The sequence below is a fragment of the Ruegeria sp. CF4 genome (genome assembly GCF_056537345.1).
On record NZ_JBQFRJ010000001.1, the window covers coordinates 1,179,134 to 1,204,973 of the forward strand.

Here is a 25,840-nt window from a genome sequence, read left to right on the forward strand (position 1 = left end):
TGTTTCGGTGAGTATTGTGTCTCGTTGTTGTTGTTAAACAGCCATGGCTTCATGGGCTTTTCAGCTACTAGGGCATTTGGCAGAGATGCTCTTGGTTCCGGCGCAAGTCCGTGAGGATGCGTCAATCGTTCCCACTGAAAACTACTTTCGGGCATTCGCGCGTGATATGACCATTCCGTGCTTCATTGATGCGGTTAATCCAGGTTCAGGACGCATTGATATTCAGAGCGCGAATGGCATCATTTGTTCAGCGACTATTCGCCTGCTGTCGCCAACCAAGGCCGATCTGACCACTTGATGCCATAACCGATCAACAATACAACCCCGATGAGAAATTTTTAAATGGGGATTAACTTATGGGCTTGAGAAGACAGTGGCGAAAATTCAAAGCGAGAAGGCTAAATAAACAGTTTCAACATGCCCTCAGCGCCAAAAGATCATTTGCCGATATGTTGGAGCCCGCCATACGCATGCATGAAGTCGCCAGGATTCAGCCGTCGACCGAAATCGTTTTCCAATTCGGCGTCGACAAGTCGATCGCAGACCTTCCCCATCTGAAGTCCCCAGTCCAACGAGCGTATGCAGCAGACTGTATTTTTCGAGCTATCCACTCGGTAGATCCGGCCCTGAGCTTGAGCGTACAGAGGCCATATTTTTTTGATAAAAGTGATCTTGTAAAGCTTCGCATGGCAAGAACTCTTAGGCGAGCGCAGAAGTATCAGTCTGCCCGTTATTGGTTGGACCGAATCAAATCGGATTCCCCGCAGAAACCCGCCGCAGATTTATTAATGATCGAAATCCTAGCTGAGTCGAACGAGTTCGATCACCTCATCAAATTTCTTGAGGTGAGCGAAAGCTTATCTGAAGCTATGCGTGCAAGCTCACTTATTGAAATTGGTGTAAGGTTTGAAGATAAAGAGTTGATCTCACGAGGGATCAGAATACTGAGAAATCCTCCACAAGGGTCAAAGCATCGCCAGAACCAAAAGTTGTTCGACTGGTTACGAGCGTTAGTCAATCGCAGTGGGCGTATACCGGAAATTCTTGATAAAGAAACTATATCGCAAATACTCGAAGTTTCGAGATCTATTGAGAAACGGTTGGAAAACGCAAAGCTAGAAGCCGTTTTGAAACAGCAACCGGTAAGCAGCCGGCGCAATCAATTCGATCAACTTAAGCGATTGGAGACGGTTATTTTTTCCGGCGACTGGGCGCAAGCCGCCCGCATTGCAGATGAAAAGATGCCATCAGCCGGTATTTTGCAGCGCGCAGAGATTCTTCACTACCATGATAGATGCCTCCTTGCAAAGGCAGCAGTCGGGGAAGATATATCTGGTCTAATTGAAGATGCCGTGGACGCCGCTATTGAAGCGCGTGACAACGACATGGTGGCATCTCTGTTCAGGAACTCCCTTTCCCGACTGCCGCATTCAACAAGGCTTCTGACGAGCTTCCAATCCTGGGCCGCGATGATCGGTTGGGCTGAATTAGAAGAATTGTGCCGAAACTGGAATGAAGCTTATTGTGGTGAAAAACCTTGGCCCTGCCCTCGCAGCAACCGTTGTTTTGTCGTCGCAAATGGTCCCTCTCTTAAAAAGATGCCACTTCACCTTCTTAATGGCGAGGACATAATTGTTGTAAATCGCGGCTTCAAAGCAATGTCTTTGGGGCTACCGAAGCCTCGCTTTCTAATAGTCAGCGATGCTGCCGTTTATCGGGATTATAAGAGTGAAATAGATGCGTTTCCTGCAGAAGCGACTTTTTTAAGCGGTACTGCAATAGCCTCTGCGCCTAGGCCGCTGCCAACAAACACATATGTCTTTGGCGATGGGCCGTTTAACTTGACGCACGGTCCCATCACCCCTGGTAAAAATATGTTCTTTCGGGGGGGATCCGTTGTACTGCAAGCCTGTCAGTTAGGCCATTTCATGGGTTACAAAGAGATCAATCTTCTCGGAGTCGACTTGGATTATTCCGGCCCGGTTACACACTTCTATGGCGGTGGGAAAAAAGAAGCACGCAGGCTGAACGCGTTCCGCTCAGGAGATAGCGGAGCCAAAGGAATAAATACCGCGATAAAGAACCTAGCGTCCGTTTTGAACAAGCAAGGCTGCGAAATCAATAACGTTGGCTATGGTGGCCAGTTGCATGTCCTCCCACGGAAGGGTTTTGAAGAAATTCTTCGATAGCTTTCTTATTGTGACGTTTGAAAACGCCTTAGAACATCCGGATCGCTACGATTCACTGATGTAGGCTCCTGCCTCTTCATCATAGGAAAGCTTCACGAGAATCCAGACATACCCACGCAGATCCATACTCTCAAGCTTAGCCTCGATGGACTCTTTGATATCGTCGGCCTCTCTCAACCACTGATTGGATGTATCTCCGACCGTGGTTCCCTCTTGAGAGTTATGTCGCGCAACCTGTTTTACTATCGGTTCGGGCGTTGAGCCCTCGCCAACTGACGCAAGTATTTCTGGTAATACTTCCTCTTGTCGAACCAAAGCCTCAGCCAAGTCCTGCGTTCCGAGACCCCGCACGATCTCTTTCCTACCGATGATAGCTTGGTATTCGTTGAGTACTGCGACTCTGACCGCGTGCCCCTTGCCTCTCATAAAGAGACCCTTTGGCACCCGTACATCCATCTCAAAAGGCTCCATTTGCCATTATATTCAGCGAAGAAACCTGTTGAAAATCAAGTACTTGGTGCGGTCGAGAAGACTCGAACTTCCACGGGTGTTACCCCACAGCGACCTCAACGCTGCGCGTCTACCAATTCCGCCACGACCGCACTGCCAATGACTTGGTAGGGGGCGTATAGACGCTGGACCGCGCGATGTGAAGAGGCAAAAACACACGTGATTGAATTCACTCGCTTTGGCCATATCTAAACGCAAAAGGAAGCATTCTGGAGCAGCAAATGGCCTCGCCCGATCCCCGCCCCACCGTACAGATTGATGTTGTATCTGATGTGGTCTGTCCTTGGTGTATTGTTGGCTTTCACCAACTCGATGCAGCCCTGAAGCAAGAGAATGTGTTGGCCCGGCTGCGCTGGCATCCGTTCGAACTGAACCCTGCCATGGGTTCCGAAGGACAGAACTTGCGCGAGCATATTGCCGAGAAATATGGCTCTACACTCGAGCAGAGCCAGCAAGCGCGCGAGCGGCTGACCGCTTTGGGGGCCGAACTCGGCTTTACTTTCAATTTCACCGATGAAAGCCGGATCGTGAATACCTTCGCCGCGCATCAGTTGCTGGATTGGGCGGAAATGCAGGGGCGTCAGCATCCGTTGAAGCTTGCCCTGTTCGAGGCCTATTTCACCAATCAACAGGATGTTTCCAAAACAGAGGTGTTGCTGGACGCGGTCGTGACAGCCAGGCTCGACCCGAATGCGGCACGCGTGGCGCTTGAATCGGGTGCGCATGTCCAGCCAGTGCGTGAGAAACAACAATTCTGGACCAGCCGGGGCATTTCTGGTGTGCCTTCAATGGTTTTCGGCGGGAAATACCTGCTGACCGGCGCGCAAGGCACCGACACCTATGCGCAGGTTCTGCAACGCTGTCTGGCCGAAGCTGCCTGACCCCTTCACCCTACCCCGCGGACGGTTTAAGAGACGGCTATGGAATGGAAGACCACTGACGGCCTCATTGATTACGAAGATGCCACCGCCTTCATGGAGGCGCGTGCCGCTGCGATTGCAGCGGGAGAGGCGGATGAATGCATCTGGCTGCTCGAGCACCCGCCGCTTTACTCAGCCGGGACATCTGCGAAGCGCGAAGATCTGACCGACCCGGATCGTTTTCCGGTCTATGAGAGCAAACGTGGCGGTCAATATACCTATCACGGCCCTGGCCAGCGGGTGGTTTATGTCATGCTTGATGTAGGCAAACGCGGACATGACGTGCGCCGCTTTGTGCAGCAGCTTGAGGAATGGGTGATCGCAGCTCTTGCCGAATTCAATGTTACTGGCGAGATACGCGAAGGTCGCGTGGGTGTCTGGGTACGGCGGCAAGACAAACCTCTGACGGTGACGGGACAGCTGGCTGAGGACAAGATCGCTGCCATAGGAATCCGCCTACGGAAGTGGATCAGCTTCCACGGCATTTCGATCAATGTCGAGCCAGATCTGTCTCATTTCACAGGCATCGTGCCTTGTGGAATCCAAGAACACGGGGTTACGTCTTTGGTAGATTTGGGCTTGCCGGTGACGATGAATGACGTCGACGTGGCGCTCAAAAAGACCTTTCAGGAAGTGTTCGCGACTGAAGCTGTCTAACATATACGTGATTCCACGTACTGGGAATGATCAAGGTCAAAATCCCGGACAACAATGTCGATTTTCCGGGCATTCTGTTTCGCAAACCATGCGGGTGTTTCCTTTGAATCGCCCCAATTCGCCTTAAATTCAGGGATTCTTCACATCCCCTCCTTACAAACGCCATCTAACCACATAGTATGTAATGGCCGTTCATGAGTGAGTGGTGTGTTAACCGGTGATCGCAGGGCTGCCCAGCGAAATCCGAGAAGTGTTTGGTTACGAGTCTGCCGTTCCGACCCCATATCGGAACGGCAATTCTCGTTTTAGGGGCCTGTTTTCCAGAACGTCCGAAACGGGACAAGCTCGCGCGTCAACCCCGAACTCAATCGCTAAGCTTGTCTGCCAGCTCAGGCCAATGCCGCACGGATCTTATCGGCATGTTCAGCGATCAGGTCGAAATCACCCATCTTGCCCGGTGGACGCATTGATACGTCCTCGTGTCGCGGCAAAACATGGACATGCAGATGAAAAACCTCCTGCCCGCCCGCGGCCTCGTTGAATTGCTGAATGGTAACGCCATCCGCATCAAAGGCGTCTTTCACGGCACGCGCCATTTTCTGCACCGTTGTCATCACCGCCATCAGTTGCTCGGGTGTAGCGTCAAGCATGTTACGGCACGCGGTTTTGGGGATGACCAGCAGGTGCCCGTCTGCTCGGGGCATGATATCCATCAGAGCCACAGTTTGATCATCTTCGTAGACGCGGTTCGACGGGATTTCCCCGCGCAGGATCTTGGCAAAGACGTTTTCGGGATCATATGCGGTCATCTCGGGCCTCCGATATTGCACTTCTGCGCTGTTCTGAGCCGCAGCTCGATGCGGGTCAAGCAGGTTTCCCCGATCACCACTTGAAATGACGGACGGAATTCCCAAATCCTTCGCATCTGAGGCCGGATCGTCGCGCAGCACAGCCTGCCCGCGACAATTAATCTTGATCCAGATCAAACTCGACCATTGAAGGTCGCCCCTTCGCATTCTAAAACCAGCAGGAATCCCGCGCGTTGGAGAGGTCCGACTGCGCGGTGTAGTTGCAACAGGAGGCACCTAATGGCAGACGCAGCCATTCATGGTCACGACCATGAAGACCAGCGCAGCTTTTTCACGCGCTGGTTCATGTCGACCAACCACAAGGATATCGGGATTCTCTACCTGATTTTCTCGGCGATTGCCGGGTTCATCTCGGTGGCGATGACCGTCTATATGCGGCTCGAACTGATGCACCCCGGTGTGCAGTACATGTGCCTTGAAGGCTTCATGGCCGATCCTTGTACACCTAATGGACACCTGTGGAACGTGATGATCACCTATCACGGTGTTCTGATGATGTTCTTCGTGGTCATTCCCGCCTTGTTCGGCGGATTTGGCAACTATTTCATGCCGTTGCAGATCGGCGCGCCGGATATGGCGTTCCCGCGGATGAACAACCTGTCCTTCTGGCTGTATGTCGCCGGTACCTCGTTGGGTGTCGCTTCGCTGCTGAGCCCCGGTGGTAACGACCAACTGGGTTCAGGCGTGGGCTGGGTTCTCTACCCACCGCTGTCGACGACCGAAGGCGGCATGTCCATGGACCTTGCGATCTTCGCCGTACACGTATCGGGCGCCTCCTCGATCCTCGGCGCGATCAACATGATCACCACCTTCCTGAACATGCGTGCCCCAGGCATGACCCTGTTCAAGGTGCCGCTGTTCAGCTGGTCGATCTTCGTCACCTCGTGGCTGATTCTGCTATCGCTGCCGGTTCTGGCGGGCGCAATCACCATGCTGCTGATGGACCGCAACTTCGGTTTCACCTTCTTTGATCCGGCCGGCGGTGGCGATCCGATCCTCTATCAGCACATCCTGTGGTTCTTCGGCCACCCGGAAGTGTATATCGTGATCCTGCCCGGTTTCGGCATCATCAGCCACGTGATCGCGACCTTCTCGCGCAAGCCGATCTTCGGTTACCTGCCGATGGTCTGGGCGATCATCGCAATCGGTGTTCTGGGCTTCGTCGTATGGGCGCACCACATGTACACCGTTGGCATGTCGCTGCGTCAGCAGGCGTACTTCATGCTGGCCACGATGGTCATCGCGGTTCCGACCGGCGTTAAGGTCTTCTCGTGGATCGCCACAATGTGGGGCGGTTCCATCGAGTTCAAGACGCCGATGCTGTTCGCCTTCGGCTTCCTGTTCCTGTTCACCGTTGGCGGTGTGACCGGCGTTGTGCTGTCGCAGGCTGGTGTGGACCGTGCCTACCACGACACATACTACGTCGTCGCGCACTTCCACTATGTGATGAGCTTGGGTGCGGTCTTTGCAATCTTTGCCGGTGTGTACTTCTACTTCGGCAAGATGACTGGCCGTCAGTACTCGGAGTTCTGGGGCAAAGTTCACTTCTGGCTGTTCTTCATCGGCGCCAACCTGACCTTCTTCCCTCAGCACTTCCTGGGCCGTCAGGGCATGCCGCGCCGTTATATCGACTATCCCGAAGCGTTCGCGCAGTGGAACTTTGTTTCATCGATTGGTGCCTTCGTGTCTTTCGCCTCGTTCCTGCTGTTCTTCGGCATCGTGTTCTACGCCCTGTTCCGTGGCGCACGTGTGACCCAGAACAACTATTGGAACGAATACGCGGATACGCTGGAATGGACCCTGCCCTCGCCGCCGCCCGAACACACGTTCGAGCAGCTGCCAAAGCAGGAAGACTGGGACAAAGGCCACGCGCACTGATCCCGGCCTGAATGACAGGAAAACCCCGCCCTTTGAGGCGGGGTTTTTCGTTCAGGCCCGGCTCTGATTGGCTGAGCAGTCGCCAGAACAGCAAAAATAGGCTATTCTGGTCCGGGCGTTATATCCGGCCAACCGGAGGGTTCATGATGCCCGAGATCGACTTCTGGTATTCTATCGGCAGCACCTACAGCTTCCTGACGATCAAACGTCTGGACGATTGGTGCACTGACCATGATGCCACGGTGAACTGGCGCCCGTTCAACGTGCGCACCATCATGTCCGAACAACAGAACATCCCCTTCGCCGGTAAACCAATCAAAACCGCCTATATGTGGCGCGATATCGAACGTCGTGCGGCCAAGTACCATATCCACGCCAACCTGCCTGCACCCTACCCGATCTCGGATCTTGCGCTGACCAATCAGGTCGCCCTGCTAGGGATGGTCGAGGGCTGGGGCGTGACCTACACCCAAGCGCTCTATGGTATCTGGTTCGAAGAGGGCATCGAGGCGGGATCTGAGTCTGCCATCACCGAAGCTCTGCACCGCGCCCAGCAAGACCCGCGACTAACCCTCGCGCGGGCACGCAGCCCGGACATTGTCTCAGCACTGGAGACCGAGACCAAAACCGCGATCCGGCTGGGAGTCTTCGGCGCGCCCAGCTTCGTCGTGCGCGATGAGGTGTTCTGGGGAGATGACCGACTGGATGACGCGTTGTCATGGGCACGTGTTGGACACGTGATCTGACAGTTTAGGCTTCGACTTTGTTATAGGCTGCGCTAGGTTCCGGCCATGCCCTATCGATGGACAGAAAATTCGGACACCGAACATGAGTTACGCCTTTGGCCGCATAACTCTCTTCCTCCGCGTGGCGCCATGATTGTCATCCTATCGGTGTTCCTGTTCGGGTTGATCCCGCTTCTGGCGATGTTAGGCTCGGTCGTCCTGTGGGGGCTGCTGCCTTTCCTGCTGTTGACGGTGTTGGGCCTCTGGCTGGCGATCCATACAAACTATCACGCGCGCAGCGTGTTCGAGGTGTTGACGCTAGACAAGACGCAAGCGCGCCTTGTGCACCATCACCCGCGCAAGGGTGATCAGGAATGGATCTGCAACCGCTATTGGGCCCGCCCCGAGATGCACGCAAGCGGCGGGCCGGTGCCCCATTACGTGACACTGATTGGTGATGGGCGCGAAGTTGAGATCGGTGCGTTCTTGTCCGAGGACGAACGGATCGCGCTCTACGATGATCTGAACCGGAAACTAAGTGATCCGGCGTGATTAACCGCCATTCGACGCGGCACACAGGTGGTCTTTGACCATCGGTCCGACCTTGCCGAAATCCATCTGACCGGTATAGCGCGTTTTCAACTCGCCCATCACCTTGCCCATATCGCGGATTGAACCCGCACCCGTCGCAGTGATGGCGGTCTGAATGGCCTTGCTGACCTCATCGTCATCCAGCTGTTTGGGCAGGAATTCCTCGATCACCTCAACTTCGCGCAATTCGCGCTCAGCCAGATCCAGGCGGCCACCCTCCTCGTAAGCACGTGCGCTTTCCTTGCGCTGCTTGGTCATTTTCCCAAGAATTTCAAGTACCTCGGCATCGCCGCAGCCCTTGGCCTCTTCATTATCAGACGCGCGCGAAGCGATGTCACGATCCTTAATCGCGGCATTGATCAGGCGCAGCGTCGACAGACGCTCGGCGGCTTTGTCTTTCATAGCTTGCTTCAGGGCGGCATTCACCCGTGATCGCATATCCATATGATCTGTCCATCCCCATGGAAAAGGAACCCCGACCATATCGAAACAAAAAGGCAGGCACAATGGGCGATGGATATGGTTAAGTTATTGATTTTCAACAATAGCCCAAAATTTGAACAGGCTTGACCCGGCGCTCTATCCCCCTTAGGTATGCGCCCGTTTACCTTGCAGGAGAGTCGCGCCATGGCACAGAACGCCCCGTCCAAGCCCACCGCATGTCTGGCATTGGCCGATGGAACGCTGTTCTACGGAGTTGGCTTTGGCGCAACCGGCCAAACCGAGGCTGAGCTGTGCTTCAACACCGCCATGACCGGCTATCAGGAGATCATGACCGATCCCTCATATGCGGGCCAGATCGTGACCTTTACGTTCCCGCATATCGGCAATGTCGGCGTGAATCCCGAAGATGATGAGACCGGCGATCCGGTGGCTGCTGGAATGGTCGTCAAATGGGACCCAACCGAGCCGTCGAACTGGCGCTCAGCCGAAGAACTGAAAGCCTGGCTAGCCCGCCGTGGTCGCATCGCTATTGGTGGCGTCGATACCCGCCGCCTGACCCGCGCCATCCGTCAACAGGGCGCGCCACATGTGGCGCTGGCACATGACCCGGAGGGAAACTTCGATATCGAAGCCCTGATCGCCGCAGCGCGTGGTTTTGCAGGTCTCGAAGGAATGGATCTGGCCAAGGAAGTCACCTGCGCCCAAAGCTATCGCTGGGATGAGATGCGTTGGGCGTGGCCCGATGGCTATCAGCGACAGGAAGCTCCGGTGCACAAGGTGGTCGCGATCGACTATGGTGCCAAGCGCAACATCTTGCGTTGCCTAGCCTCGGCTGGCTGCGACGTAACCGTATTGCCCGCGACTGCAACGGCTGCCGAGGTGCTGGCGCACAAGCCCGATGGAGTGTTCCTGTCAAACGGACCTGGCGACCCGGCAGCCACCGGTGAATACGCGGTTCCGATGATCAAGGAAGTGCTGGACACAACCGATCTTCCCGTTTTTGGCATCTGCCTTGGCCATCAGATGTTGGCGCTGGCGCTTGGTGGGCAGACGATCAAGATGAACCACGGGCACCATGGCGCTAACCATCCGGTCAAGGATATGGAAACCGGCAAGGTCGAGATCACTTCAATGAACCACGGCTTCGCGGTCGATGCCGAAACGCTGCCCGATGGCGTAGTCGAGACACATCGCTCGCTGTTTGACGGCTCGAACTGCGGCATCCGCATGACAGGTCGCCCGGTTTATTCGGTACAGCATCACCCCGAAGCCTCGCCGGGCCCGCAAGACAGTTTTTACCTGTTCGAACGCTTTGCCGCAGCCATGGCAGACCAAAAAACACAGGCTTAATGCCGAATTCAACAGCGTTAACCGCACGTTAACCCTGATCAAGCAACCCTGCCCAGCGTGACTTGCGGCAGGGTTTTCTTATGGTCGAATTGAATCTTCAGCGTCAGACACTGGCGCAACCGGTGCCCGGACCACATTCGCGCAAACCACTTGGCACCTGTCTGCTTGATCAAGGCATCATTACGTCCGACCAGCTGTCGCGTGCTTTGCGGATGCAAGCACAGCAGAACGCCCCACTGGGGGAAATACTGGTCGGGGAAGGTTGGGCCACGCGTGCACAGGTTCTCTCAGCGCTATCTGATCAAACTGGCCTGCAGATCGCCGATCTTGAGCAGGTCCCACCTCCTGCAGACATCTGTGCGCTGAAACCGGTCGAGTTCTGGTTGGATCACAATGTGCTGCCCTGGGTGCGCGTTGGGCCAATCCTTTTGATCGCTACAGCGCGCCCCGACGCATTCCCAGCGGTCGAGGAAACTTTGAAGGACGACGGTTATACCATCGTTCCGGTTCTGGCCGGACCTGAGCAGATCGACGCCGCAATCGCCCGTCATTACGCCATGCCGCTGGCACAGGCCGCAGAAACCCGCGTTATGGCCAGACAGAGCTGCCGCAATTGGTCGGCCAAAGCGCGGAGCGGCCCCATCATCGGATTTCTGCTGCTGGCCATCCTCTTCGTCCTCATTCCAATGGCCGGCCTCAGCCTTCTTTTGGGCGTTACCTTGCTGACGCTGGGCCTGTTCCTGATCCTCAGGCTGTCGGGGCTCGCCGCCTATCTGTGGCCCGGAAAGACACCGCCAGAGCCTGACACCGATGATCCTCTCCGCCTGCCCTGCGTCTCAATCCTGGTCCCGCTCTATAAAGAACGAGAGATTGCAGATGTCCTGATCGCGCGGCTAAGCCGCCTCACCTACCCCAAAGCACTGCTGGACGTCATTCTGGTGCTGGAAGAACAGGACGATGTGACCAAAGCAGCTTTGGAACAGATCAACCTACCAAGCTGGATGCGCGCCATCACCGTGCCTCAGCGCGGTGAACTGACCACGAAACCCCGCGCTATGAACTATGCGCTGGATTTCTGTCGCGGCGACATTCTGGGCGTCTGGGATGCGGAGGACGCTCCGGTTCCGGATCAGATCGAAACCGTCGTTCGCCATTTCGCGACAGCTCCTGAAGACGTCGTCTGCCTGCAAGGCGTGCTGGACTATTACAACCCGCGTACCAACTGGCGGTCGCGCTGCTTCACAATTGAATACAGCGGCTGGTTCCGCGTGATCCTGAAGGGCATCGCCCGTTTGGGCCTGGTCGTTCCTCTGGGTGGCACAACTTTCTTCTTCCGCCGCGACAAGCTGCTGGAACTGGGCGGTTGGGATGCCCACAATGTCACCGAAGATGCCGATCTGGGCGTCCGCCTCAGCCGCGCTGGATACCGGACCGAGATTGTGGATACCGCCACTTATGAAGAGGCCAACTTTCGCGCCTGGCCTTGGGTTAAGCAACGCTCACGCTGGCTAAAAGGATTCATGGTCACCTACCTGGTACACATGCGCGAACCACGAAAACTACTGCATGATCTTGGGGTTCTGCGGTTTATGGGCCTGCAGGCGTTTTTTCTGGGAACACTGGGTCAGTTTCTTCTGGCCCCGGTTCTGTGGGTGTTTTGGCTGATCTTCCTTGACCTGCCCAACCCGTTCCAACCGATCATGACGCCGGGCTTCCTGACCGCCTGCGTCTATGTTTTCCTTGTTGCCGAGGCCGCCAACCTTCTGGTCGGAATGCTGGGCGTCATAGCAGGAAACCGGAGGTTCCTGCTGCCATGGGTGCCAACAATGGCGCTCTACTACCCGCTGGGCGTTCTGGCCGCTTACAAAGGTCTGTGGGAACTGGCGGTTAACCCGTTCTTTTGGGACAAGACCCAGCACGGTCACGCAATCGAGGAATGCGAAACCGCTATTTCTCGCGCCGGATCGCATCCTGCTTCAGCCGGGTCATGAACGCGACCGAGATATGGTCCTGCAGCGCCTTGGCTGCCGCCTCCTCATCCCGCGCGGCAATGGCCTGAACGATGCCTTCATGCTCGCTCTGCGCAATCTCGCCACGCCCTTCCGCTGCCAGCGATGTTGTCGCCATCAGCGCCATGGTTCGGTGAACAAGATCAAGCTGCTGCACCAGATAGCGGTTGTGTGAGGCGAGGTGGATCTGCTCATGAAAGCGACGATTGGCCCGCGACAGCGCCGAAGGATCCCCGATCAATTCATTGTCGGCAATCACCATCTCCTGCAACACGCGGATCTCCTCTTCGGTAGCGTGTTTGGCCGCCAGCCTCGCAGCCAGACCTTCCAGTTCACGCCGCACGATATAGAGTTCGGCCATCTGGTTGTGATTGAGCGACGCCACAATAAGTGACCGTCCGTCCCGTTCTAGCAGGGATTGTGTTTCCAGCCGCTGCAGGGCTTCCCGGATCGGGGTGCGTGAAACGCCGAAACGCTCGGCCAGCTCGCTTTCCACCAGCCGGTCGCCGGGCTTGTAGATGCCCACATCGATCGCTTCGAGAATAAGGCTGTAGGCGTCCGTGTTGGACTGTTTGGATTGGGGCATCGGCTGTAGTGTCTCCTCGTTCGGACCTGTCTATCCGCCACACGCCCTGGCAATCAAGAGCGGCATTGAAAACCTCAGCCTACCGCCCTAAACCCAAAGCATGGTCAAACCTGCTTTTGCTCACGTCACCCAATGGGTGTTCGACCTCGACAATACGCTCTATCCGCCACATATGCGCCTGTTCGATCAGATCGAGGTGCTGATGACGGATTACGTGGTGCAAGCCATCGGTGTCGACCGGCCCGAAGCCGACCGGCTCCGCTCTCACTATTGGCGGGAATATGGTACCACGCTCGCTGGTCTGATGGCCGAGCATGATCTGGACCCCGATCCCTATCTGCACGCGGTCCATCAGGTGGATATGAGCCATATGGAGGCCGACATCGCGCTGGCGGACCACATCCGCGCCCTGCCCGGGCGGCGCATTGTCTACACAAATGGCAGCGCGCCTTATGCCGAACGGGTACTGACCGCGCGCGGTTTGGATGGGCTGTTCGATGCAATCTACGGCATTGAACATGCAGGCTATCGTCCCAAACCGCAAAAGGCCGCGTTCGAGGCGATCTTTGCACAGGATGGTATCGACGCCGCAAAAGCCGCAATGTTCGAAGATGATCCACGCAATCTGGCTGCCCCGCATGAAATGGGAATGCGCACTGTTCATGTTGCACCCGACCCGCATGAAGCCGACCACATTCACCATCACACAGATGATCTGACCGGGTTTCTGGGCCGCCTGCGATAGGCTGTCACACTGCGACGATCTGTGCGTTTCGCAGTCGCAGCATAGCGCCCATATGCACCTCAGCGACGAACAGAATCGGAGACCCCAATGACCGCGCTTGAGATGCCGCAGCGTCTGCCCCTGTGGCAGCGCCTTTTGTTTGCAGTTCCCCTGTTTGGCTGGATGGCCCGCGACGCGGTCAACGCCGAGGCTGAAGACCTGTACTACACCGCCGCAGCCCTCATTAGCATGTGGGGCTGTTCTATCCTGCTGTTTGGCCTGCCCGGCCTTTACATCCCGGCCCTGATGATGGTTCCGATGATGTTCCTTGTTCTTCTGCTGATCTCTCGGGGTTAGGAAGATACGAGACAGGATGTCACTTGGCACCTGCCGGTCAACGGCACTAGTGTCTGCGGCAACGGAGACTTGCCCCCATGACAAACCAATGACCGACAGCTGTGACATCCTGATTTCCGGTGGTGGAATTGCCGGATTGACTGCCGCCGCCGCCTTCGGCGCAGCCGGGTTCGATGTAATCTGCGTCGACCCAACCCCCCCGATCACTGAGCGGGACGTAGACGGTTCAGACTTACGGACCACGGCATTCCTGCAGCCCGCCCGTGGGTTGCTGGAGCAATGCGGACTTTGGGCCAAACTGGATGCCCATGCCGCCCCGTTGCAGGTCATGCGCATCGTGGATGCGGGCGGCGATGTGCCCAAACCGCGCGTGGTGCGAGATTTCAACGCCGCCGATATCTCGGATCAACCATTCGGATGGAACCTGCCCAACTGGCTGCTGCGGCGCGAAATGGTGGCACGGTTGGGCGAGCTGCCAAATGTCGATTTTCGGCCCGGCACGGGTACCGTTAGCCTGTTTACACGCACCAATGAGGCACGTGTGGGCCTGAGCGACGGAACCCGTATCCGCTGCAAACTGGTAATCGCTGCTGATGGGCGCAATTCTCCGATGCGCGAGGCCGCCGGTATCCATGTGCACACCACACGCTATGGCCAGAAAGCGCTGGCTTTTGCGGTTACGCACCCCATCCCGCACGAAAACGTCTCAACCGAAATTCACCGCTCGGGTGGTCCGTTCACGTTGGTCCCCCTACCCGATTGGCAAGGTCAGCCATCGTCGGCGATTGTCTGGATGGAACGCGGGCCGCGCGCCGTCGAACTGCTGAACCTAGAAGCCGAGGCGTTTGAAGCTGCGATGACGGAACGCTCATGCGGATTGTTCGGGCCTCTGAAACTGGCTTCGCGCCGGACGATCTGGCCAATCATCAGCCAATCGGCGGAGCGGCTCTCGGGAGAACGCCTCGCGCTGATGGCCGAGGCCGCGCATGTGGTACCCCCCATCGGCGCGCAAGGGCTGAACATGTCACTAGGCGATCTGCGCAGCCTGCTGGAACTGGCGCAGGCCCGCCCCGAAGATCTGGGCGATGCGCAGATGCTGGAGACTTATCACAAGGCGCGCCATACCGAAATCGAACTGCGCGTCAAAGGCATCGACCTGCTGAATCGCGCCTCGATGATCGAGGCGCGCCCTCTGCGCGATGCTCGGGCGATGGGTTTGAATGCACTCTATTCCTTGCCGCCCGTGCGCAAGACGCTGATGCAGATGGGCCTCGGCGTGCGCTGAAACCCTGCGCTTACAGAACCTGATCCAGAACCCGTTTCAGGCGTGCGATCGTGCCATCGACATCATAAAGCTTGTCTAAGCCGAACAAGCCCAATCGGAAGGTGCTGAACCCTTCAGGCTCGTCACATTGCAGCGGTACTCCTGCTGCGATCTGCATGCCCAATGCGGCAAATTTCTTGCCGTTCTGTACGTCTGGATCGGCGGTATAGCTAACGACCACGCCTGGTGCTCCGAACCCGTCAGCGGCGACAGAGATGACGCCTTTGCCCTTCAGATAGGCCCGTACGCCATCACCCAGCGCCCATTGCGCCGCCCGCAGCTTCTCGAACCCATAATCTTGCGTCTCCGCCATTGTATCCCGGAATGCACGCAGCGAATCCGTGGGCATCGTCGCGTGATAAGCGTGGCCACCATTCTCATAAGCCTGCATGATCTGTCGCCACTTCTTCAGATCAATCGCAAAACTGTCCGAATTGGTCTGTTCCAACCGCGCTTCGGCCCGCTCGGACAACATTACCAGGCCAGCACAGGGCGTCGCGCTCCATCCTTTTTGCGGAGCAGAGATCAGGACATCCACGCCAGTCGCCTTCATATCGATCCACGCGCAACCCGAAGCGATGCAATCAAGCACCATCAACGCGCCGACCTCATGGGCCGCAGCAGCCATTGCAGTCACATAGTCATCAGGCAGAATCACTCCGGCGGATGTTTCGACATGCGGAGCAAAGACGATATCCGGCCGATTATCGCGGATTGTTGCCACAACCTCATCAATCGGAGCCGGGGCAAAGGGCGACGGGCTAGCATTGCCGGTTTCACGTGCTTTCAGAACTGTCGCCTGAGCGGTCAGCGCGCCGGATTCAATAATCTGGCTCCAGCGATATGAGAACCACCCGTTCCGAACCACCAGTACATTGGCATCGCGCGCAAACTGCCGCGCGACGGCTTCCATACCGTAAGTGCCACCTCCGGGAATGACGGCCACACCGTCAGCATTATAAACCTCGCGCAGCATGCCCGAGATATCCCGCATCACTTGCTGGAAGCTGGCGGACATATGGTTAAGTGAACGATCCGTGAAGACCACCGAGAATTCTTCGAGGCCATCGGGGTCAACTGTATCCAGCAATGCAGGCATCTGGCATCCTTTTCTTTTGCTCTATCTGTTTCTGCCCTGTCTCGCGCCGTGCGTAAAGCGTCATGCGTCAGGCATCAGTTGACCCAAAGTAATCTACAACCATAAGTTTTACTTTGAAACTTTACGTGCAACAATTAGAGGAAATGACGCCAATTAGAGTCAGCCTCTCTTTACACCCTGACGTGTTTCTGAACAGATACACTCACTTTGAACAAGAACGGATAAGTTAACTCGTGACTGCGAAAAAGCGGATTAGTTTTCAGGTCGTCCGGGACGAAGTTAAACGGCGGATTGAATCCCGCATCTGGCCTCAGGGCTCACTTCTGCCCACAGAAACCCAACTCGCGGAAGAGTTCAATTGTGCCCGTGCCACGGTGAACCGGGCACTCAGGGAACTGGCCGAACAGGGTTTCGTCGAGCGTAAGCGCAAAAGTGGGACCCGGGTCAAGAAAGAGCCGCGCAAGCAGGCCAAACTGGAAATCTCCCTGGCCCGTCAGGCGGTTGAGAATCAAAACTCGGCCTATCGCTACTCGCTGGTCGAACGAAACGTAGTCTACAGCCCCGGTTGGTTGACCTCGCAACTGAATGTCGAGCCGGATGCGCGTGTGCTGCACGTGATCTGCATGCACTACGCCGATAACCGCCCCTTCCAGCTCGAAGAACGCTGGATCAATATCGAGGCCGTGCCCGATGTCGAGCATGCCGACCTCAACAAAAGCGGCCCGCATGAATGGCTACTGAACGCCGCACCATTTACCGAGGCCGAGATCGCCTTTTGTGCAATTTCAGCCGACAGCCGCCTGGCGGATTTCATGGGCACCACCACCGGCACCTCGATGATCCAGTTGGAGCGGACGACGTGGAAAGACGGGCAGCCGATGACATTTGCCCGCATGACGCATCATCCAGGCTTTCGCATCCGCACGAAATACTAACCAATCGGTCCCGGCAGACGCTCCTCGCTCAGCAACACATTGGCCTCGACCTCTCCGGCCCCTGGTAACGTCATCACCCTCCGCCGCAGTACCCGCTCGAAATCAGCGAGGTCCCGCGCCACAACGCGCAGACGGTAATCATAGAGCCCAAGCACATGCTCGACCGTCTGTACCTCGGGGATGGCGCTGACGGCGCGCTCGAAATCCTCAAGGCTGACCTGTCCTTTCCGCGCGAGCTTCACCCCCAGAAACACGGTCACGCCAAAGCCCAGAGCCTCGGCATTCAGGCGCAGTCGCCGCCCCTTGATCACGCCCGCCTCTTCCAGCCGTCGTATCCGTCTCCAGGTCGCTGGCTGCGACAGGCCGAGGCGACGCCCCAGCGCACCGGCGCTTTGCGTGGCATCCTGAACCAGCGCGCGCAGGATTTTGCGGTCGATCTCGTCCAATTCGATCATACCGGCAATACCTCATCCCGTTTGACCCGGGCGATATGCATTAATGCCTCGATATCGGCGATATGCGGCAGGGTCAGAATGCGGTCACGATAGACTTGCTGATAATGGCTCATGTCGCGCGCAAGCACCGACAGTCGCACGTCGACACGGCCCAGAAAGGTCTGGATCTCGATCACTTCGGCCACATCGCGCGCCGCTGCGGTGAATTCATCAAACGCCCGCGCCTGCGTTTTGTCCAGAGTGATCCGCAACGAGACCTCGACCGCATAGCCCAAGGCGGCCCAGTCGATCACCGCTTCCTGACCCTCGATCACCCCTGTGGCCTGCATCTTTTCAATCCGCCGCCAGCAGACGCCCGAACTGATGCGGCAGCGCTCAGCCAACTCTGCCGTGGTCAGGCTTGGTTCGGCCTGAAAGTGGCGCAGTATACGTCGATCAACATCGTCAAGCATGATTTTTTCATGTTTCTCTAAATTGAAGAATTATTCTTCACCTTTTTATCAAATACTCAATCCCAACCCTATCGCCAATAGCAAACCCGCAGGATAGAAGCACAGCAATCGAAACTGAAAGGACCGGCGAAATGCGCGTCTATTACGATCGCGATTGCGATATCAACCTGATCAAAGACAAGAAAGTGGCCATCCTGGGCTATGGTAGCCAAGGCCACGCCCACGCGCTGAACCTGCGCGACTCAGGTGCCAAGAACCTGGTTATCGCTCTGCGCGAAGGTTCGCCCTCGGCCAAGAAAGCCGAAGGTGAAGGTCTGCAAGTGATGGGCATCGCCGAAGCCGCAGCATGGTGCGACGTCATCATGTTCACCATGCCCGACGAATTGCAGGCCGAGACCTACAAGAAATACGTCCATGACAACATCAAGCCGGGCGCGGCCATCGCGTTCGCCCACGGCCTGAACGTCCACTTCGGCCTGATCGAGCCAAAAGAAGGCGTCGACGTCATCATGATGGCCCCCAAGGGCCCCGGCCACACCGTGCGTGGCGAATACACCAAAGGCGGCGGCGTGCCCTGCCTGGTCGCTGTAGACAACGACGCGACCGGCAAAGCGCTGGAAATCGGCCTGTCCTACTGCTCGGCCATCGGTGGCGGCCGCTCGGGCATCATCGAAACCAACTTCCGCGAAGAATGTGAAACCGACCTGTTCGGTGAGCAGGCGGTGCTGTGCGGCGGCCTGGTAGAGCTGATCCGCTGCGGCTTTGAAACTCTGGTCGAAGCGGGCTACGCGCCCGAGATGGCTTACTTCGAGTGTCTGCACGAAGTGAAACTGATCGTTGACCTGATTTATGAAGGCGGCATCGCCAACATGGATTACTCGATCTCGAACACGGCCGAATACGGCCAGTACGTCACTGGCCCGCGTATCCTGAAATACGACGAGACCAAAGCGCGCATGAAAGCGGTTCTGGACGACATCCAGCAGGGTAAATTCGTTCGCGACTTCATGCTGGAAAACGCCGTTGGCCAGCCCACCATCAAAGCGTCGCGCCGTGCCAATGATGAGCACATGATCGAGGAAACCGGTGCCAAACTGCGCGCAATGATGCCCTGGATCTCCGCCGGTAAGATGGTTGACAAAGAAAAGAACTAAGTCTGGCGTCAGCTAGAAAAAGGGCGGCCCCGGTGGCCGCCCTTTTTATTTGGCAACCGCGTTCGCATAGCATTCGCCAAGAACAAAGTCCCAGCCTTTGTCATAATTCGTACGCTTGTCTTTCGCCTCAGCCGCCCAGACTTCCCAACCGGAATGGGTCAAAGTCACTTTGGTTTGACCGTCCCCATGTGCATCAAACTGTACCTCTACCCGGGTGGAGAAATCTGCGTTCGTACCGGGATGCCATGTGAAGGCCAGCCGCTTACCCTCTTCGAAAACCAAGACTTCACCCCAGTCCGCACGTGCGCCGTCAAACATAGTCTCATAAATCGCGCCGCCGGCACGAGGTTCGATGACGACCGCAAGGGCCGGATTACCTTGGGAGGCAGAAACCGCGTGCCCATCCAGCGGCCACCATTTGGCAATTCTGTTGACGAAGATGTCAAAGGCACGCGCAGCTTCTGCATTAACCACAACGGTTTTCACAATCGGATCTGTCACGAACCTTCCCTCCCTGAATTCACCTCATCTGCAAAACTGCTCATGACATCTGTCCAGTATTTGTCGAGCCACGACCGAAGCGCATCCAGCCCATCCGGGCACACCGCATAGATCCGCCGCGTGCCTTCCGCTCGACACATCACCAGCCCTGCGTCAGACAGCACTTTAAGATGTTGCGAAACAGCGGGGCGGCTCACCGGCAATTCGGCGGCGATGTCCCCCACTGATCTGGGCGTGCACGCAACCGCTTCAAACACTTGCCTACGGGTGGTGTCCCCTAATGCTGATAACGCCTTTTCGTAAGTCATTGCTTACGGTAAGTTATAACTAACGGTATGTCAATTTCATCTCGTGACATGTTCAACATAGAGGGATAAGGGGATGGAATGGTTGAACAACCCTCAAAACGTGATTGGAGCGGCGTCTTCATTCTGGGCCTCATCTGGGGTGCCACATTCATGGTCGTCGCCATGGCGCTTGAGGGGTACGGCCCCATCACGGTCGCCACCTCGCGCACCACGCTGGGCGCGGTGACACTGTTGATTCTGATGCGGATCACGGGCCGCCGCATTCCAACCCTGACAGCTGAACTGATCATGTCGATCACGCTGATCGGTCTGCTGTCAACAGCGATACCCTTCATGCTGCTGAGCTGGGGGCAGCAATTCGTCCCTTCCGCATTTGCCGGGCTATCCATGGCAGCGATCCCGCTGATGGTTTTACCTCTGGCCCATTTCTTCTCGGACGAGCCGCTGAACCTGCGCCGTCTGGTCGGGGTTTGCCTCGGCTTCACCGGCGCTTTGGTGTTGATCGGGCCCGGCCTTGCGCAGTTGGGCCAAGGGGCCGAGCCTCTTGCGCAGCTGGCCTGCATCCTTGCTGCGCTGTGCTATGCCAGTTCGTCGATCATGACGCGTCGCTGCCCCCCAATTGATCCGCTGGTCCTTGCGGCCCTGACGTTGGTTGTAGGGGCCATCGTATTGGTACCTACCATGCTGCTGACCGAAGGACTACCGGCCTGGCAAGGCACCCGCCCGACCCTGGCGCTTATCGTGCTGGGCTTATTGCCCACGGCTTTTGCCACCCTGCTGCGGGTTTCGATCACGCGCAGTGCTGGTTCGGTCTTTCTGACGCTGGTAAACTATCAGGTGCCTGTCTGGTCGATGATCTTCGGCGCCTGGATCTTGTCCGAGGCGCTGCCGCTGCGCTTCTTCGTTGCACTTCTGCTGATCCTGACCGGCATGGCCATCAGCCAATGGTTCAGCCTGCGCAAAATGCTGATCGGGCGCTAACCCGCGACCGCTTCAACCTCGGCCACGATACCGTCAACCACCTGAGTTAGCAGAGCAGCGTCCTCGCATTCGGCCATCACCCGGATCAAAGGTTCCGTGCCCGATTTGCGGATCAGCAGACGACCCTGCCCGTTCAGTCGCGCCTCAGCTTCAGAAATGGCGGTTTTGACATTGGCCGCCTCCAACGGAGCTTGCCCAGCGGTGAACCGTACATTCTTGAGCAATTGCGGAACCGTTTCGAACTGGCGCGACAGCTCTGAAGCTTTCCTTTCGGACAGCACCATCTCGGCCAGGAAATGCAGGCCCGCCATCAAACCGTCTCCGGTGGTGGCATAATCACTCATCACGATATGGCCCGATTGCTCACCCCCCAGGTTAAACCCACCTGAACGCATCCGTTCGACCACATAGCGATCCCCGACCGAAGTACGCTCCAACCGCAGTCCCTGCCCGGCCAGATGCCGTTCCAAACCGAGGTTCGACATCACGGTGGCAACCAGCGCATCGCCTTTCAGCCGCTCCGCTTTTGACCAGGCAGAGGCGAGCAGTGCCATCAGTTGATCGCCATCGGCAACTGCACCGGTTTCGTCAATCACCACAACCCGGTCAGCATCACCATCAAGGCAGATACCCACGTCGGCCCCATGCGCCACAACGGTTTCGGCAGCGGTCTGCGGTTGCGTCGAGCCACATCCCAAATTGATGTTCTTGCCATCCGGCGCGATACCGACAGGGATCACATCGGCGCCAAGCTCCCAAAGCACCTCGGGCGCGGTGCGATGTGCAGCGCCGTTCGCGCAATCGATCACGACCTTTAATCCGTCCAGCTTCACGTCTCGGGGCAACGAGGATTTCACGCGTTCGCCATAACGGAAGCGCGCATCATCCACGCGGCGTGCACGACCAATATTCTGCGCCTGAGCCGGCTTCACGCCTTCTTCAATCAGCCGCTCAATCTCAAGCTCGGCCTGATCGGACAACTTGAATCCGTCCGGTCCAAAGAATTTGATCCCGTTATCCTCGGCCGGGTTGTGGCTGGCCGAAATCATAACGCCAAGGTCCGCCCGCATCGAGCGGGTCATCAGACCAACTGCAGGCGTCGGCACCGGTCCCAGCAGCAACACGTTCATCCCGGTCGAGGTCAGACCCGCCGTCAGCGCGTTTTCCAGCATATAGCCCGACAGTCGTGTGTCCTTACCGATGACAACCCGGTGTACACCCGAAGCGTCACGGCGGAAATATCGGCCCACTGCGGCCCCTATGCGCAAGGCCATATCAGCCGTCATCGGATAGGTGTTGGCGGTCCCCCGCACCCCGTCGGTTCCGAACAGCTTGCGCATAAGTCTTAACTCCTGAAATTCCTTTGTGCCCGGATTACCGGACGGCGGACCAAAGACGCAAGGCTTGAGCAGTTTCAGCCACGTCATGGACACGTATAATCTGCACGCCCTGTGACAATCCCGCCAGAGCAACGGCAATTGACCCCGGTGCACGGGCATCCTTGCGCGGCTCCTTGCCGATCTGGCCGATAATCCCCTTGCGGGACACACCCAACAGGATCGGGCAGCCAAGGCCGTGGAACAGGCTGAGATTGCGCAACAGGATCAGGTTGTGCTCCGTGGTCTTGCCAAATCCAATGCCTGGGTCGACGATGATCAGATCGCGACTTAGGCCAAGGCTCTCAAGATGCGCAATCTGCGCCGCGAGAAAGTCATATACATCCAGCAAAACGTCATCATATTGCGGATCATCCTGCATCGTCGTCGGATCGCCCTGCATGTGCATCACACAGACAGGCGCTCCAATCCGGGCACAAAATGGAGCAAGCTGTGGGTCGAAGGTAAAACCCGACACATCATTGATCAGCCCTGCCCCAGCCGCATGCGCCGCCTCAGCGACGCGGGCCTTACGCGTATCGATCGAAATCAGCGCATCGGTCTCGGCCCGGATTGCTGCGATCAATGGTTCCGTGCGGGCGATCTCTTCCTCGGCGGGTACGAAATCGGCGCCAGGGCGGGTGGATTCTCCGCCGATGTCCAGAATGCTGGCCCCGTGACCGACCATCCCGACAGCGGCTGCGCGGGCCGCGTCGACCGAATTATGCACGCCCCCATCCGAGAAACTGTCGGGCGTTGCATTCAGAATACCCATGATCTGCGGCTGCGCCATATCCAGTCCGGCTATGGCCGCGCGTGGATGGGTGAGATACTCCATGTACGTATCTGGAATATCGCCAATTTCTACAATCTCAGAGGTTTTGCCTCGTTGCAGCTTTTCAGCTTGCGTGAACCACAATTGCTGACCCGCCAGCGGCACAGCGCCCGACGGGCGCAGAGGCCCGTGCTGAACAAGCGGTCGGTAATAGACAGTCACAACCGCGCCTGATCCACGGAAATTGCACGCAGCGGCGTCTTTGGTGCATCTGGCAGTTCACCACCGATCACCATCATCTCGCTGGCCTCAAAGGTCGCGGCAAACCATGCTGCCAGCGCAACCGCATCTGACGGCGCCGCTGAGGGGCCATCCACGGCGTCCAATACAATTTTTGACGGTGCCCAAACACAGATCTGGTCGTTTTTCATCGCCCAATCCAGCTCGGTCCGGGTCGAAACGACCACGCATCGATGGTCGCGAGCAGCCAAAACCCAGGCGTTCTGCTCGATCGCCAACAGGTCGATCCTGCGCTGTGTCATCGCATGCCCGGTCTGCGGGACCGCAAGATCGGATGCGCCGACACAGAGGATCAAAGGGCGTTGCCGGTTCTGCAGCTGGTCGATCCAACCAGCCAGATTGCTCGACGCAATCGCCTCGTTCGACAGAAAGACCAGCCGGGGATGCGGTCGTTCTTCTTCGGCCACATCATGATGTACCGCATCTTTGCCGCGCACGATCTCGACCCCCAGAGCACCGGGCCCGCGATCCAGTTTTTCGATGCGTACGAAAGCTCTTACAGCCTGAGGCTCAAGCAAGATACGTTCAGCCACGCGGTCGGCCAAAGTTTCCAGAAGATTCAGGCGCTCAGCGGCAAGTTCAAACGCAATTGCTTCGGTTACACGATCATAGGACAGGATACGATCCACATCATCGTCGATCGGATCGGTCAGCGGGCGCACTTCGACCACGATGTTGAAACAGATGCGCTGTGTGGTGCCGCGCTCGGCCTGAAAGGCCCCGATCTCAACCTCTACGATATGATCCCGCAGAGAGATTCGATCCAGCGGACCGCGCGTGGCGGTTGCTTCGGACCGTTCAGACGGATGCGCGAAGGCAAGGCGGATTTCAGAGCTCATCTGATGGACCTTTTCAGACGTGGAGGGCTAATCAGCCCACATTAAGCGATGTGCGGGCATATAACACTGCAGCAAACGCCTTTCCAGCCATCGAATCCGGCGTCAGACGACCCGGTACCAACTCATCATACCCGAGGCGGCATGACCCAGCATGTGGCAATGCAGAAGCCAATTGCCGGGATTATCGGCCAGCAACGCGATCTGCCGGGTCTGTCCCCGCTCGACCAACACTGTGTCACGCCACGGGCCCAGACTGCCATCCGGCAGGATCAGCCTGAAATGGTGGCCGTGCAGATGCATCGCATGCGGAAATGCCGTCTCATTGACAAACTCTATACGGTGGACGTTGCCCAGCTTCGTATCCAGAAACGGATCGGAGGGCCGCTCAGCATAGCCGTTGAGCGCCCAGAACCGTCCCAGTTGCGCTAGTTCCTGGCCCGAAAGTTCAGTATCCCCCAATATAGCGCGATCCAACCAGCGCATCGCGCCACCTTGTATCGCCATGCGATGCAGCGGCGCACCCTCCAGTGCTACCTCAGGTAACGGATTTGCGGGTAACGGCTTCACCCCGGAACGAACGGAACGTGCCGTAGCGCCTGTCACATCGAACCTAACCAACCCAAACGCGCCGTCACGCTCTATACTAACGACACTTGCGGTCTGCCCTGCCTCTGCCGAGACATCGACAATCAGGTCGGCCCGCTGTGCCGGTGCAAGCGGAAAGCTTTCTTCAATGGCGAGAGGTGTCTCAAGCGGCATCCCATCAAGCGCCACGATCCAACCTGTCAAACCGTCGAGCGAAACATCGAAAATCCTGGCATTTGCGGCGTTAATCAACCTCAGACGCAAACGTTCGGCGGATTTCACCGGGTAGGATGGGTCAAACCGTCCGTTAACAGACATAAGATTGCCTAACCGCCCAGCGTGGCTCAGGTCATGGCCATTGTCGAAGTCATCGGTGATCTGACCGGTCTCGGGATCCAACCGCCAATCGTCCAGCATCAGAGTAAGATCCTGATCGACATCCGGAGCGACGGCCTCTTCCACGATCAACGGACCATAGAGCCCGCGCGCCACCTGTTCGACCGAGCGATTATGTGCGTGATACCAAAAGGTTCCCGCATCCGGCACGACGAAATCATAGTCAAAGCGGGCCCCCGTGGGCACCGCATCCTGCGTCAAGCCGGGCACACCGTCCATCGCGTTGTCGATCCGGATGCCATGCCAATGCACCGCAGTTGCCTGTGGCAGATCGTTCACCAGCGTACGCTGAACCCGTTTGCCTTGACCGATCCGAATTTCGGCCCCCGGAACGCCCGCTCCATAACTCCATACCGACGTCTGCGGATAACCGTCGGGCGCAATCTGTTGCGTAGATTGTTGGGCGATCAATTCGATATCTGACGCCAATGCTGCACGCGGCAACATCGACATTGCCAGAGCCGATTGCATGAACTGTCTGCGCGTAGTGATCATCGCGAGCCTCCCGGCTCGCAACATAGAGGCAAAATCGGACTGCGCCAGCACCCTTC

General features: G+C 57.2%; 28 protein-coding genes and 1 tRNA gene. 15 read left to right on the top strand and 14 right to left on the bottom strand.

What is annotated here, in order from left to right; all coding sequences use genetic code 11:
• Window positions 1-76 precede the first annotated feature (76 nt).
• Both ACR0NF_RS05840 and ACR0NF_RS05845 read left to right on the top strand, forming a co-directional pair.
• Window positions 77-298, top strand: coding sequence for a hypothetical protein (locus ACR0NF_RS05840; RefSeq protein WP_480470118.1), 222 nt, complete (start codon window positions 77-79; stop codon window positions 296-298).
• A gap of 172 nt (window positions 299-470) precedes the next feature.
• Window positions 471-2,189 (top strand): motility associated factor glycosyltransferase family protein, encoded by a 1,719-nt coding sequence (locus tag ACR0NF_RS05845; protein ID WP_480470119.1) that lies wholly within the window; start codon window positions 471-473, stop codon window positions 2,187-2,189.
• Window positions 2,190-2,234: 45 nt separating this feature from the next.
• On the opposite strand, the gene ACR0NF_RS05850 is transcribed toward ACR0NF_RS05845, so the two are convergent.
• Window positions 2,235-2,660, bottom strand: coding sequence for a hypothetical protein (locus ACR0NF_RS05850; RefSeq protein ID WP_480470120.1), 426 nt, complete (start codon window positions 2,658-2,660; stop codon window positions 2,235-2,237).
• Window positions 2,661-2,704: 44 nt separating this feature from the next.
• Window positions 2,705-2,791: transfer RNA gene (locus tag ACR0NF_RS05855), tRNA-Leu, on the bottom strand.
• Between the two features lie 129 nt (window positions 2,792-2,920).
• Here ACR0NF_RS05855 and ACR0NF_RS05860 point away from each other — a divergent pair.
• Window positions 2,921-3,580, top strand: a complete 660-nt coding sequence (locus ACR0NF_RS05860) for a DsbA family oxidoreductase (RefSeq protein ID WP_480777908.1) — start codon at window positions 2,921-2,923, stop codon at window positions 3,578-3,580.
• Between the two features lie 39 nt (window positions 3,581-3,619).
• Window positions 3,620-4,276, top strand: coding sequence for a lipoyl(octanoyl) transferase LipB (gene lipB / locus ACR0NF_RS05865; RefSeq protein ID WP_480777909.1), 657 nt, complete (start codon window positions 3,620-3,622; stop codon window positions 4,274-4,276).
• A 389-nt stretch (window positions 4,277-4,665) separates the two neighbouring features.
• Here the strand turns inward: lipB and ACR0NF_RS05870 are convergent, their stop codons facing one another.
• Complete coding sequence (locus tag ACR0NF_RS05870; RefSeq protein WP_480658020.1) at window positions 4,666-5,085, bottom strand: HIT family protein; 420 nt, start codon at window positions 5,083-5,085, stop codon at window positions 4,666-4,668.
• 279 nt (window positions 5,086-5,364) lie between these two features.
• Here ACR0NF_RS05870 and ctaD point away from each other — a divergent pair, with 279 nt between their 5' ends.
• The 3 genes from ctaD (at window position 5,365) to ACR0NF_RS05885 (ending at window position 8,300) form a co-directional block, all read left to right on the top strand.
• Complete coding sequence (gene ctaD, locus ACR0NF_RS05875; protein ID WP_480470124.1) at window positions 5,365-7,023, top strand: cytochrome c oxidase subunit I; 1,659 nt, start codon at window positions 5,365-5,367, stop codon at window positions 7,021-7,023.
• A 146-nt stretch (window positions 7,024-7,169) separates the two neighbouring features.
• Window positions 7,170-7,769 (top strand): DsbA family protein, encoded by a 600-nt coding sequence (locus tag ACR0NF_RS05880; RefSeq protein ID WP_480667081.1) that lies wholly within the window; start codon window positions 7,170-7,172, stop codon window positions 7,767-7,769.
• A gap of 45 nt (window positions 7,770-7,814) precedes the next feature.
• Window positions 7,815-8,300, top strand: coding sequence for a DUF2244 domain-containing protein (locus ACR0NF_RS05885; protein WP_480470126.1), 486 nt, complete (start codon window positions 7,815-7,817; stop codon window positions 8,298-8,300).
• On the opposite strand, the gene ACR0NF_RS05890 is transcribed toward ACR0NF_RS05885, so the two are convergent.
• The gene (locus ACR0NF_RS05890; protein ID WP_480470127.1) at window positions 8,301-8,783 is read right to left on the bottom strand and encodes a GatB/YqeY domain-containing protein; all 483 of its coding nucleotides are present in this window, start codon (window positions 8,781-8,783) and stop codon (window positions 8,301-8,303) included.
• A 183-nt stretch (window positions 8,784-8,966) separates the two neighbouring features.
• On the opposite strand from ACR0NF_RS05890, the gene carA reads away from it, so the two are divergent.
• Window positions 8,967-10,133, top strand: a complete 1,167-nt coding sequence (gene carA, locus ACR0NF_RS05895) for a glutamine-hydrolyzing carbamoyl-phosphate synthase small subunit (RefSeq protein WP_480470128.1) — start codon at window positions 8,967-8,969, stop codon at window positions 10,131-10,133.
• An 80-nt stretch (window positions 10,134-10,213) separates the two neighbouring features.
• Window positions 10,214-12,124 carry a glycosyltransferase gene (locus ACR0NF_RS05900; protein ID WP_480470129.1) on the top strand — a complete coding sequence of 637 codons (1,911 nt, stop codon included), beginning with the start codon at window positions 10,214-10,216 and terminating at the stop codon, window positions 12,122-12,124.
• Here the strand turns inward: ACR0NF_RS05900 and ACR0NF_RS05905 are convergent.
• Window positions 12,081-12,728: a GntR family transcriptional regulator gene (locus ACR0NF_RS05905; protein WP_480470130.1), complete on the bottom strand. Its 648-nt coding sequence runs from the start codon at window positions 12,726-12,728 to the stop codon at window positions 12,081-12,083. The two genes, ACR0NF_RS05900 and ACR0NF_RS05905, sit on opposite strands and share 44 nt — an antisense overlap.
• A 100-nt stretch (window positions 12,729-12,828) precedes the next feature.
• On the opposite strand from ACR0NF_RS05905, the gene ACR0NF_RS05910 reads away from it, so the two are divergent.
• From ACR0NF_RS05910 to ACR0NF_RS05920, 3 genes are all read left to right on the top strand, one after another.
• Window positions 12,829-13,473 (top strand): pyrimidine 5'-nucleotidase, encoded by a 645-nt coding sequence (locus tag ACR0NF_RS05910; RefSeq protein WP_480470131.1) that lies wholly within the window; start codon window positions 12,829-12,831, stop codon window positions 13,471-13,473.
• Window positions 13,474-13,560: 87 nt separating this feature from the next.
• Window positions 13,561-13,809: a hypothetical protein gene (locus ACR0NF_RS05915; protein ID WP_480470132.1), complete on the top strand. Its 249-nt coding sequence runs from the start codon at window positions 13,561-13,563 to the stop codon at window positions 13,807-13,809.
• A gap of 88 nt (window positions 13,810-13,897) precedes the next feature.
• A complete protein-coding gene (locus ACR0NF_RS05920; RefSeq protein ID WP_480777910.1) occupies window positions 13,898-15,094 on the top strand; it encodes a UbiH/UbiF family hydroxylase in 1,197 nt (398 codons plus the stop codon).
• A gap of 10 nt (window positions 15,095-15,104) precedes the next feature.
• On the opposite strand, the gene ACR0NF_RS05925 is transcribed toward ACR0NF_RS05920, so the two are convergent.
• Window positions 15,105-16,232 (bottom strand): aminotransferase class V-fold PLP-dependent enzyme, encoded by a 1,128-nt coding sequence (locus ACR0NF_RS05925; protein WP_480777911.1) that lies wholly within the window; start codon window positions 16,230-16,232, stop codon window positions 15,105-15,107.
• Window positions 16,233-16,465: 233 nt separating this feature from the next.
• Between ACR0NF_RS05925 and ACR0NF_RS05930 the strand changes: the two genes are divergently transcribed.
• Window positions 16,466-17,167: a GntR family transcriptional regulator gene (locus ACR0NF_RS05930; protein ID WP_480777912.1), complete on the top strand. Its 702-nt coding sequence runs from the start codon at window positions 16,466-16,468 to the stop codon at window positions 17,165-17,167.
• Here the strand turns inward: ACR0NF_RS05930 and ACR0NF_RS05935 are convergent.
• A complete protein-coding gene (locus ACR0NF_RS05935; protein WP_480470136.1) occupies window positions 17,164-17,622 on the bottom strand; it encodes an Lrp/AsnC family transcriptional regulator in 459 nt (152 codons plus the stop codon). The genes ACR0NF_RS05930 and ACR0NF_RS05935 overlap by 4 nt on opposite strands.
• Entirely contained in the window at window positions 17,619-18,074 is a 456-nt protein-coding gene (locus tag ACR0NF_RS05940) for an Lrp/AsnC family transcriptional regulator (protein WP_480470137.1), read from the bottom strand. Before ACR0NF_RS05940 ends, ACR0NF_RS05935 begins: the two co-directional genes overlap by 4 nt.
• 131 nt (window positions 18,075-18,205) lie before the next feature.
• Here ACR0NF_RS05940 and ilvC point away from each other — a divergent pair, with 131 nt between their 5' ends.
• Window positions 18,206-19,228 carry a ketol-acid reductoisomerase gene (ilvC, locus tag ACR0NF_RS05945; RefSeq protein WP_170689671.1) on the top strand — a complete coding sequence of 341 codons (1,023 nt, stop codon included), beginning with the start codon at window positions 18,206-18,208 and terminating at the stop codon, window positions 19,226-19,228.
• 45 nt (window positions 19,229-19,273) lie between these two features.
• On the opposite strand, the gene ACR0NF_RS05950 is transcribed toward ilvC, so the two are convergent.
• Both ACR0NF_RS05950 and ACR0NF_RS05955 read right to left on the bottom strand, forming a co-directional pair.
• Window positions 19,274-19,729, bottom strand: a complete 456-nt coding sequence (locus tag ACR0NF_RS05950) for an SRPBCC family protein (RefSeq protein ID WP_480777913.1) — start codon at window positions 19,727-19,729, stop codon at window positions 19,274-19,276.
• Entirely contained in the window at window positions 19,726-20,037 is a 312-nt protein-coding gene (locus tag ACR0NF_RS05955; protein WP_480470139.1) for an ArsR/SmtB family transcription factor, read from the bottom strand. The genes ACR0NF_RS05950 and ACR0NF_RS05955 overlap by 4 nt, the downstream gene beginning before the upstream one ends.
• Before the next feature lie 78 nt (window positions 20,038-20,115).
• Here ACR0NF_RS05955 and ACR0NF_RS05960 point away from each other — a divergent pair, with 78 nt between their 5' ends.
• Window positions 20,116-21,018: a DMT family transporter gene (locus ACR0NF_RS05960; RefSeq protein ID WP_480470140.1), complete on the top strand. Its 903-nt coding sequence runs from the start codon at window positions 20,116-20,118 to the stop codon at window positions 21,016-21,018.
• Here the strand turns inward: ACR0NF_RS05960 and glmM are convergent.
• The 4 genes from glmM to ACR0NF_RS05980 all read right to left on the bottom strand — a co-directional run bounded on the left by glmM (window position 21,015) and on the right by ACR0NF_RS05980 (window position 25,784).
• Window positions 21,015-22,358: a phosphoglucosamine mutase gene (gene glmM, locus ACR0NF_RS05965; RefSeq protein WP_480470141.1), complete on the bottom strand. Its 1,344-nt coding sequence runs from the start codon at window positions 22,356-22,358 to the stop codon at window positions 21,015-21,017. The genes ACR0NF_RS05960 and glmM overlap by 4 nt on opposite strands.
• A gap of 34 nt (window positions 22,359-22,392) precedes the next feature.
• The gene (gene folP / locus ACR0NF_RS05970; protein WP_480667089.1) at window positions 22,393-23,391 is read right to left on the bottom strand and encodes a dihydropteroate synthase; all 999 of its coding nucleotides are present in this window, start codon (window positions 23,389-23,391) and stop codon (window positions 22,393-22,395) included.
• On the bottom strand, window positions 23,388-24,308 hold the full coding sequence (locus tag ACR0NF_RS05975) for a dihydroneopterin aldolase (RefSeq protein ID WP_480658035.1): 921 nt from the start codon (window positions 24,306-24,308) through the stop codon (window positions 23,388-23,390). Before ACR0NF_RS05975 ends, folP begins: the two co-directional genes overlap by 4 nt.
• A 102-nt stretch (window positions 24,309-24,410) precedes the next feature.
• Window positions 24,411-25,784 (bottom strand): multicopper oxidase family protein, encoded by a 1,374-nt coding sequence (locus tag ACR0NF_RS05980; RefSeq protein WP_480777914.1) that lies wholly within the window; start codon window positions 25,782-25,784, stop codon window positions 24,411-24,413.
• Window positions 25,785-25,840 lie beyond the last annotated feature (56 nt).

What these genes read in the sequence shown, in the direction of transcription:
- ACR0NF_RS05850 (WP_480470120.1), bottom strand. Translation starts at nt 2,660, where the DNA reads ATGGAGCCTTTTGAGATGGATGTACGGGTGCCAAAGGGTCTCTTTATG.
- ACR0NF_RS05915 (WP_480470132.1), top strand. Translation starts at nt 13,561, where the DNA reads ATGACCGCGCTTGAGATGCCGCAGCGTCTGCCCCTGTGGCAGCGCCTT.
- ilvC (WP_170689671.1), top strand. Translation starts at nt 18,206, where the DNA reads ATGCGCGTCTATTACGATCGCGATTGCGATATCAACCTGATCAAAGAC.
- ACR0NF_RS05890 (WP_480470127.1), bottom strand. Translation starts at nt 8,783, where the DNA reads ATGGATATGCGATCACGGGTGAATGCCGCCCTGAAGCAAGCTATGAAA.
- ACR0NF_RS05845 (WP_480470119.1), top strand. Translation starts at nt 471, where the DNA reads ATGCATGAAGTCGCCAGGATTCAGCCGTCGACCGAAATCGTTTTCCAA.
- carA (WP_480470128.1), top strand. Translation starts at nt 8,967, where the DNA reads ATGGCACAGAACGCCCCGTCCAAGCCCACCGCATGTCTGGCATTGGCC.
- lipB (WP_480777909.1), top strand. Translation starts at nt 3,620, where the DNA reads ATGGAATGGAAGACCACTGACGGCCTCATTGATTACGAAGATGCCACC.
- ACR0NF_RS05975 (WP_480658035.1), bottom strand. Translation starts at nt 24,308, where the DNA reads ATGAGCTCTGAAATCCGCCTTGCCTTCGCGCATCCGTCTGAACGGTCC.
- ACR0NF_RS05960 (WP_480470140.1), top strand. Translation starts at nt 20,116, where the DNA reads ATGGTTGAACAACCCTCAAAACGTGATTGGAGCGGCGTCTTCATTCTG.
- ACR0NF_RS05910 (WP_480470131.1), top strand. Translation starts at nt 12,829, where the DNA reads ATGGTCAAACCTGCTTTTGCTCACGTCACCCAATGGGTGTTCGACCTC.
- ACR0NF_RS05905 (WP_480470130.1), bottom strand. Translation starts at nt 12,728, where the DNA reads ATGCCCCAATCCAAACAGTCCAACACGGACGCCTACAGCCTTATTCTC.
- ACR0NF_RS05900 (WP_480470129.1), top strand. Translation starts at nt 10,214, where the DNA reads ATGGTCGAATTGAATCTTCAGCGTCAGACACTGGCGCAACCGGTGCCC.
- ACR0NF_RS05920 (WP_480777910.1), top strand. Translation starts at nt 13,898, where the DNA reads ATGACCGACAGCTGTGACATCCTGATTTCCGGTGGTGGAATTGCCGGA.
- glmM (WP_480470141.1), bottom strand. Translation starts at nt 22,358, where the DNA reads ATGCGCAAGCTGTTCGGAACCGACGGGGTGCGGGGGACCGCCAACACC.
- ACR0NF_RS05935 (WP_480470136.1), bottom strand. Translation starts at nt 17,622, where the DNA reads ATGATCGAATTGGACGAGATCGACCGCAAAATCCTGCGCGCGCTGGTT.
- ctaD (WP_480470124.1), top strand. Translation starts at nt 5,365, where the DNA reads ATGGCAGACGCAGCCATTCATGGTCACGACCATGAAGACCAGCGCAGC.
- ACR0NF_RS05940 (WP_480470137.1), bottom strand. Translation starts at nt 18,074, where the DNA reads ATGCTTGACGATGTTGATCGACGTATACTGCGCCACTTTCAGGCCGAA.
- ACR0NF_RS05955 (WP_480470139.1), bottom strand. Translation starts at nt 20,037, where the DNA reads ATGACTTACGAAAAGGCGTTATCAGCATTAGGGGACACCACCCGTAGG.
- ACR0NF_RS05925 (WP_480777911.1), bottom strand. Translation starts at nt 16,232, where the DNA reads ATGCCTGCATTGCTGGATACAGTTGACCCCGATGGCCTCGAAGAATTC.
- ACR0NF_RS05860 (WP_480777908.1), top strand. Translation starts at nt 2,921, where the DNA reads ATGGCCTCGCCCGATCCCCGCCCCACCGTACAGATTGATGTTGTATCT.
- ACR0NF_RS05870 (WP_480658020.1), bottom strand. Translation starts at nt 5,085, where the DNA reads ATGACCGCATATGATCCCGAAAACGTCTTTGCCAAGATCCTGCGCGGG.
- ACR0NF_RS05885 (WP_480470126.1), top strand. Translation starts at nt 7,815, where the DNA reads ATGCCCTATCGATGGACAGAAAATTCGGACACCGAACATGAGTTACGC.
- ACR0NF_RS05880 (WP_480667081.1), top strand. Translation starts at nt 7,170, where the DNA reads ATGCCCGAGATCGACTTCTGGTATTCTATCGGCAGCACCTACAGCTTC.
- ACR0NF_RS05980 (WP_480777914.1), bottom strand. Translation starts at nt 25,784, where the DNA reads ATGATCACTACGCGCAGACAGTTCATGCAATCGGCTCTGGCAATGTCG.